The organism is Aquimarina sp., from assembly GCF_977115655.1.
Genome location: NZ_CDSBKO010000112.1, coordinates 1 through 7,945, shown reverse-complemented (window position 1 = coordinate 7,945; position 7,945 = coordinate 1). Strand labels below are relative to the sequence as shown.

Here is a 7,945-nt window from a genome sequence, read left to right as displayed (position 1 = left end):
GGTTGCAACCCTCGATATTTTTTTGTTACACACTTCGTGGCTTAGTGCCTTTTTTGAATAAATTGAGTGTCTAAATTTTAAAAGAAAAACAATTTACTTATCGTAACTCTGCCCCTAATTTACTTTCAAAATTATATTGCAGCTTGTTCATGATTTTATCAATCTGTTTATCGGTAAGTGTTTTGTTGTCATCTTGTAAAGTAAAACTTACTGCATAAGACTTTTTGCCTTTAGGCAAGTTTTTTCCTTGATATACATCAAACAGGTTAATGTCCTTTAAAAATAATTTTTCTGTTTGCTTTGCAATAGTATGAATATCCTCAAAATTAACAGACTCATCTAATAAAAGAGCAAAATCACGGCGTACTTCAGGAAACTTAGGGATGTCTGTATATTTTATTTTAGTATGTCTTGCATATTCTAAAACAGTATCCCATTCAAAATCAGCATACAAAACCTCTTGTGATATCGAAAAATATTTTAAAACAGACTTTTTTACAACCCCAAAGTCTACTAATCTGGCTTTGCCAATAGATAAAGAAAGACCTTCTGCAAATAAGTCATTTTGTATAGGGGATGTTTTTATTTTGGTTATTCCCAAACGATCCAAAACAGACAAAATGATACCTTTCAAATAAAAGAAGTCACTGGTTTGCGAACCAAGATTCCAGGATTCTCGTGATCTGCTGCCAGAAACCAGAATGCTTAAATGCTTATTCTCTGTTCTTTCATTCTCGTAGCTATGGTAAGTCTTACCAAATTCAAACAATTTAAGATCTCCCCGTTTTCTGTTTATATTGTGAGATACTGCCTCTAACCCCGAAAACAACATAGATCTTCTTAATACTGCCAGATCATTACTTAGCGGATTTAGTATAACTACATCATTTTCACTTTTGAGTTGTTCACTTAGTAAGGTATATTCTGGAGATGTAAGTGAATTTGATAGCATTTCATTAAACCCTTGACCTACTAATTGGTTAGAAATAGTGTTTTGCACACTATGATCTGCAAATTTGTCGATATTAGATATCGAAGCATTTAGCTTTTGTGTAAAACTAATATTGTTATAACCATACACCCTAAGTATTTCTTCGATAACATCCGCTTCTCTTCGAACATCATTTCTATATGCAGGTATAGTCAAACCAACCCCGGATTCTGTTACACTGTTAATTTTAATTTCTAGTGAAGTAAGTATTTTTTTTATGGTTTCTTGTGGTAATTCTTCTCCTATTAATTTAGCAGCGTTATCAAAAGACAAGAATACTTGAAAATCTTCAATTTTTTTAGGGTACAAATCTATAAGTTCACTAGAAATAATTCCTCCTGCAAATTCTTGTATCAATAAAGCAGCTCTTTTAAGAGCATACTCTGTGATATTAGGATCAATACCTCGTTCAAATCTAAAAGAAGCATCGGTATTTAAACCGTGTCGTTTTGCAGTTTTTCTAATACTAATAGGGTCAAAATATGCACTTTCTAAAAAAACAGAAGTAGTGGTTTCTGTTACCCCGGATGTAATGCCTCCAAATACCCCGGCAATACAAAGAGGTTTTACAGCATCACAAATCATTAGATCTTCAGGGTGCAATTCTCGTTCTACCTCGTCTAATGTTATAAATTTAGTGCCCGCTTCTACCGTTTTAACTTCAATTTTATTCCCTTCGATGTGGTGTGTGTCAAAAGCATGCAAAGGTTGCCCTAATTCATGTAAAACATAATTGGTAACATCTACAACATTGTTTTTAGGGGTAATTCCAATAGCTTTTAATCTATGCTGTATCCATAAGGGAGATTCCTTTACTTTGATACCAGAAATTATAACACCACAATATCTTGGAGCCAAATTTGGGTTTTTTACTTTCGCATCAATCTTGTGCAGTCTGTTTTCTACTCTAAAACTACTAACCGAAGGAGTAATAAGTTCCAAATGGATATCTTTTTGTAACAATCCCGCTTTAAGGTCACGGGCAACCCCCCAATGACTCATTGCGTCTGCACGGTTAGGGGTAAGTCCAATTTCAAAAATCAAGTCATTTTCGATATCAAATATTTCTGAGGCTTTGGTGCCTACAGGGATATTTGCATCCAAAACCATAATTCCATCATGGCTTTTTCCCAGACCTAATTCATCTTCGGCACAGATCATTCCATGGCTTTCTTCACCTCTTATTTTTCCTTTTTTTATGATCCACTCTTCTCCTTTGTCGTTATATAGCTTAGTGCCAATGGTAGCTACAGGAACTTTTTGACCCGCAGCAACATTAGGTGCGCCGCAAACTATTTGTACTTGCACACCATTGCCCAGATCTACAGTTGTGATGTTTAATTTATCTGCGTCAGGATGTTTTTTGCAGGTAAGAACCTGGCCTACTACGACACCTTCAAGTCCTCCTTTTACACTTTGATAAGACTCTATTCCTTCTACTTCCAAACCTAAATCGGTTAAAAGTTCACCAGTTTTTTCTACCTCCCAATCGGTCTTTATAAATTGTTTTAGCCAGTTATATGAAATCTTCATTGGTACTCTTTCTAAATTCAGGGAGTAAAGATAATATATTGAGTAGAGGATACAAACTAGAACTATCTTATCTTGATAAAAAATGGAAGTAAATTTTTAAGGATTTCATTGTGAGTAAATTAAAAGTACTTAATAAAATAGTTTTCATAATTTAAAAACTTATTTTTTTACTATTTTTGATTAAGTATAAAAAAATATAATGATGAATAACTTAAAGTATATACTGTTAATAGTTTGTTTTGTTATATCTGGGAACACTATTATGTCGCAAGATAAAAAAACAGAAAATCCGCATGAAACTTTAAATAAAATTGAAAGTAAAGAATCAAATACTAAAAATATTCAAAAACAAGATGGTATAGAAACACAAAGTTTACCTACCAAATCTAATATTTCTGCAACTGTTGATGATAAGAATAAGGCAAAAGAAAAAACAGGATCTGATACTGTAAAATCATACCAAACCGAAAAAGGGGATGAAGTGTTTTATCTGATCGATGAAGGAGGGGAAAAAAAAATAGAAGCAGAAAACAAAAATATGACCAATACTTCAGAGATGATTATGGTAATACGCGATCCTGAAAAATTGGAACAACTAAAAAAAGGGAAGGAAGTAAAGACTAAAGAGCAATAAATCATCGTATCGTATTGCAATAAGTGGATTGGGTAATTGTTGATATAAAACGATTTAATAATGCTATATTTAATTTATTTATACTAAAAACAACTAATTAATCATGAAAACAATAATCAAATTATTTATTTTATTACTTTTTTTTGGAGCACTGTCTTGTACCGATAAGAAAAAAGAAGCAGAAGAAACAAAAATTGCTGTTGAAAAAATAGAAGAAGTAGAGTCTGAATTGGAACAAATTTCAGAAGAGGTAGAGTCTAAAGTAGAAGAGTTAGAAGAGTCTTTAGAAGATCTGGATAGTATTTAACAATACATTAAAATGCAGTGAAACATTTACAGCATCATTAACTAGTAAAAAAACAAAAATTATGAAACCACTTAAATTGATAATGATATTTATGTTGATTTTTATATTAGGAAATCAAACAACTTTTGCTCAGGGAAAATCTCAGGAAGCCAAACAAAAAGTTCTTGAGAAAAAAAATAAGGGACAAGAAAAGCTGAAAGAAGGAAAAGAGAAAGCAGAGGAAGCAAAACAAAAAGGAAAAGAAAAAGTTGAAGGCGCAAAAGATAAAATAGAAGAATTAGAAGATGATGTAAAAGAGGAAGTAGAAGATGTAAAAGAAAAAGCAGCAAAAGAAAACGAAAAAACACAGGAAAAAGCTGAAAAAGCCCTAAGAAAAGCTGAAAAAGAAGCAAAAGGAAAAGCTTATGGAAAGAATAAGGAAGGCTTGGTAGGCAAAGAATTTGGTATGGCAAGAGCAGAAGAAGCTAAAGAGATGGTTGAAGAACGTAGTGGGGCGATTAAAAAAAATGAAGAAAGAATAATAAAAGGCAGGCAAAAAATAGCAGCAGCAAAAGAACGCCTGGCAAAAGCTACAGAAAAAGAAGGAGAAGATGCACCCACTCCCGAAGAAATAACCGAAAAAGAAGCTAAAATAGCTAAAGCAGAAGAAAAACTAAATGCTTTAGAAACTGCTGTTTCTAAAGAAAAAGAAAAATTAAAAGAGGGAAAAGAAAGATTAGATAAGCTCTATAAAAAAGAACAATAAGTTTTTATTGGTAATGATTAAAAAACAGATTATCCGGAAAGTTTTTAACAGCTTTCTGGATTTTTTTATGAAAAATATATAATGAAAAAAATACTAATATCCCTGGTCATAATTATAACTGTTTTTTCTTCTTGCAGAAAAGAAACAAAAATCGGGACAACCGGGTTTAAGAGCGGTCCATGGAGAGCTACATTAAAGGTTATGGATAATAAAACCTTACCTTTTTTGATAGAAGTAATGGAAGATCAAACACTACAAATCTTTAATGCAGAAGAAACTATTGAAGTGGATGAAGTATGGGTAAAAGGAGATTCTGTAAAAATTAAATTCCCTGTATTTGAGGGGTATATTGCAGCTCGATTTATAGATTCAGTAACAATCTCAGGAAGTTTTATTAAAGAAAGCCTGAATAGGACAGTACCTTTTGAAGCAAAATATGGAGAGCAGGATCGTTTTGATATTATTTCTAAACCAAAATATGATATAACAGGTAATTGGGAAACCGTTTTTAGTAAAGATACAGAGGCAGACAGATATATTGCAAAAGGAACCTTTGAGCAAAACGGTAACATAGTAACCGGAACATTTAGAACCACAACAGGGGACTATCGATACCTGGAAGGGGTTATAAACAAAAACCAGTTACAATTATCAACCTTTGATGGGGCACATGCATTTTTGTTTACAGCAAAAATAACAGATAATACAATGAATGGTTATTTTTATTCGGGTAATCACTGGAAAGAACCATTTGTAGCAAAAAGAAATGAAAACTACGAATTACCCTCAGAAGATTCTTTAACTTTTTTAAAAAAAGGGTATAAAACACTCGAATTTAGTTTCCCGGATAGTAAAGGAAATCAAGTATCGCTTCAGGATAAACGATTCAAGGGCAAGGTAGTAGTTTTGCAGATAATGGGAACATGGTGCCCAAATTGTATGGACGAAACTAAATATTATGCAGAGTATTATAAAGACCATAAAAATATAGGTGTAGAGTTTGTGGCTTTGGCCTTTGAATATGCAAAAACCAAAGAAAAAGCGTTTGCTTCTATAAAAAGGCTGCAAAATAAACTTAAAGTAGAATATCCGGTTTTACTAGCTCAATATGGCACTTCGGATAAAGAAAAAGCACAAGAAAAATTACCTATGTTAAACCATGTATTGTCGTATCCAACTACTATTATAATAGATAAAAAAGGGCAAGTGCAAAAAATACACACAGGTTTTAACGGTCCGGCTACAGGTCAAAAATATGTAGATTTCAAAAAGGATTTTGATTACTTTATTAAACAACTTTTAAAAGAAGAAAAATAGCAGCAAAGCAAAGTAAACAAGGGTATATAGGCTTTTGATGAGAGATGATTTTTTAAAAAACTCTTCATTTTAGTAAAGAGTTCAGAGGAGATTCAGTTCTTTTTTTACCAAAAAAATAACCAAAATGTTAATATTGTAAAAGTATGACATAAAGAGGTTGGATGCCTTTGTATTGTATGTAGGATTAGTGTATTAACGTATCTTTGTCGCACCAAATTTATATTTATGAGTAAAGCTGTTTATATTGCCACCATAGAGCCTAGTAGTGGTAAATCTATTGTTGTTTTAGGTATGATGCGCATGCTATTGGGTAAAATAGCCAAAGTAGGATATTTTAGACCAATTATTGATGACCCGGCCGAAGGGGAAACAGATAATCACATCAACACTGTTATATCGCATTTTGAGCTGGATATTAATTTTAAAAACGCATACGCATACACCAGAAGCGAAGTACTTCAAAAATATAATCAAGGTAGATCGGGAGAAATAATAGATGAAATCATCAGGAAATATAAAAGTCTGGAAGATAAATTTGATTTTGTATTGGTAGAGGGAACAGATTTTTCTGATGAAGGAAGTATTATAGAGTTTGACATTAATGTTATAATAGCCAAAAACTTAGGTATCCCGGCTATTATTGTTGCTAATGGTATTGATAAAAAAAATGAAGAACTTGTAGCCAACTTAAAATTGGCATACGATACTTTTAACAGCAAAGATGTAGAAGTTTTATCTATAGTAGCCAATAAAGTGACACCAGGTTGCGAGAAGGAACTAGAAAAAAGCTTTGAAAAAGAATTTAACAATAATGTGGATCGCGTTATTATTCCAAAAGTAAATTCGTTGATTAATCCAACGATCAAAGAGATCTTAAATAAACTAGACGGTACCGTTTTATTTGGTAAAGAGTATTTGAACAACCAGGCAGGAAGCTTTGGGGTAGGGGCAATGCAGTTACGAAATTACTTAACACATCTCAAAGACAACAGTTTGGTAATTACACCCGGGGATCGCGCAGATATTATTTTAGGAGTATTGCAAGCAAATATATCTGATAATTATCCAAAAATTTCGGGAATTATATTGACCGGAGGAATTATCCCGGAGCAACCAATACTTAAATTAATTGAGGGGGTATCTTTATCTTTTCCTATAATAACAGTTGCAGAAGGCACTTTTTCTGTAACCAACAAGATAGGATCAATTAAGTCTAAAATTTATTTGGACAATCTTCAAAAAATAAATACTTCAATAAGCACTTTTGCAAAATATGTTAATGAAGATCGTTTGGCAGATCGCTTAATAACATTTAAGTCAGAAGGTTTAACCCCAAGAATGTTTCAGTACAACTTGTTAAGACGGGCTTTACAGCATAAAAAACATATCGTTTTGCCAGAAGGCTCTGACGAAAGAATCTTAAAAGCCACTTCCAGATTATTAGCCTCGGGAGTAGTGAACATTACTTTAATAGGTAATGCAAAAAAGATAAAAAGTAAAGTAGTTAAATTAGATATTCCTATAGATTTTGGTAAATTAAATATTGTTTCTCCTACAGAGTCCCCATATTTTGACGATTATGTACAAACCTTTTATGAGCTAAGAAAACACAAAGATGTTAACTTAGATATGGCAAAAGATATGATGGCAGATGTGTCTTATTTTGGAACTATGATGATTTATAAAGGGCATGCAGATGGTATGGTTTCTGGAGCAGTACATACCACACAGCATACCATACGACCAGCTTTGCAGTTTATTAAAACCAAACCAGGGGTTAAAGTAGTATCCTCTGTGTTTTTTATGTGTTTAGAAGATCGGGTATCTGTTTTTGGAGATTGTGCTATTAACCCTAACCCTAACGCAGAGCAATTAGCAGAAATTGCTATTTCTTCTTCAGAATCTGCAGTAGCGTTTGGGATCGAACCCAAAGTAGCTATGTTATCCTATTCCTCAGGAACCTCGGGTAAAGGTGAAGATGTAGAAACCGTAAGAGCAGCAACAGCCATAGTTAAAGAAAAACGCCCGGATCTTAAAATTGAAGGACCCATACAATACGATGCAGCGGTAGACTTGCAAATAGGAAGAAGCAAGCTTCCAAATTCTGAGGTAGCAGGACAAGCCAGTGTGTTGATATTTCCAGATTTGAATACAGGTAATAACACCTATAAAGCAGTACAAAGAGAAACAGGAGCTTTGGCAATCGGGCCTATGTTGCAAGGATTAAATAAACCAGTTAATGATTTAAGCAGAGGATGTACCGTAGATGATGTTTATAATACAGTGATTATAACTGCAATTCAGGCACAAGGGCTATGATAAACCAAATATTTAAAATTTATCAAAAAGATATAAATAGCAGGTCTTATACCATTTTAACTTTGAAATAGTGCGTATAGAAATTGAATTTATTTTTTA

Annotated in this window: 6 protein-coding genes; 5 read left to right on the top strand and 1 reads right to left on the bottom strand. The window is 32.9% G+C overall.

Annotation, left to right across the window (positions count from 1 at the left end):
* Positions 1-97 precede the first annotated feature (97 nt).
* Positions 98-2,524 (bottom strand): phenylalanine--tRNA ligase subunit beta, encoded by a 2,427-nt coding sequence (gene pheT, locus ACZIYX_RS23280; RefSeq protein ID WP_462684666.1) that lies wholly within the window; start codon positions 2,522-2,524, stop codon positions 98-100.
* Between the two features lie 262 nt (positions 2,525-2,786).
* Between pheT and ACZIYX_RS23275 the strand changes: the two genes are divergently transcribed.
* The 5 genes from ACZIYX_RS23275 to pta all read left to right on the top strand — a co-directional run bounded on the left by ACZIYX_RS23275 (position 2,787) and on the right by pta (position 7,846).
* On the top strand, positions 2,787-3,158 hold the full coding sequence (locus ACZIYX_RS23275) for a hypothetical protein (protein WP_462684665.1): 372 nt from the start codon (positions 2,787-2,789) through the stop codon (positions 3,156-3,158).
* Between the two features lie 103 nt (positions 3,159-3,261).
* Positions 3,262-3,465, top strand: coding sequence for a hypothetical protein (locus tag ACZIYX_RS23270; RefSeq protein ID WP_462684664.1), 204 nt, complete (start codon positions 3,262-3,264; stop codon positions 3,463-3,465).
* A gap of 61 nt (positions 3,466-3,526) precedes the next feature.
* Positions 3,527-4,210 (top strand): hypothetical protein, encoded by a 684-nt coding sequence (locus tag ACZIYX_RS23265; protein WP_462684663.1) that lies wholly within the window; start codon positions 3,527-3,529, stop codon positions 4,208-4,210.
* 81 nt (positions 4,211-4,291) lie between these two features.
* Positions 4,292-5,527, top strand: a complete 1,236-nt coding sequence (locus tag ACZIYX_RS23260) for a peroxiredoxin family protein (RefSeq protein WP_462684662.1) — start codon at positions 4,292-4,294, stop codon at positions 5,525-5,527.
* Between the two features lie 225 nt (positions 5,528-5,752).
* The gene (pta, locus tag ACZIYX_RS23255) at positions 5,753-7,846 is read left to right on the top strand and encodes a phosphate acetyltransferase (protein WP_462684661.1); all 2,094 of its coding nucleotides are present in this window, start codon (positions 5,753-5,755) and stop codon (positions 7,844-7,846) included.
* Positions 7,847-7,945 lie beyond the last annotated feature (99 nt).

Excerpts from the sequence above, each read along its gene's own strand:
- pheT (WP_462684666.1), bottom strand. The coding sequence starts at position 2,524 with ATGAAGATTTCATATAACTGGCTAAAACAATTTATAAAGACCGATTGG.
- ACZIYX_RS23275 (WP_462684665.1), top strand. The coding sequence starts at position 2,787 with ATGTCGCAAGATAAAAAAACAGAAAATCCGCATGAAACTTTAAATAAA.
- ACZIYX_RS23270 (WP_462684664.1), top strand. The coding sequence starts at position 3,262 with ATGAAAACAATAATCAAATTATTTATTTTATTACTTTTTTTTGGAGCA.
- ACZIYX_RS23265 (WP_462684663.1), top strand. The coding sequence starts at position 3,527 with ATGAAACCACTTAAATTGATAATGATATTTATGTTGATTTTTATATTA.
- ACZIYX_RS23260 (WP_462684662.1), top strand. The coding sequence starts at position 4,292 with ATGAAAAAAATACTAATATCCCTGGTCATAATTATAACTGTTTTTTCT.
- pta (WP_462684661.1), top strand. The coding sequence starts at position 5,753 with ATGAGTAAAGCTGTTTATATTGCCACCATAGAGCCTAGTAGTGGTAAA.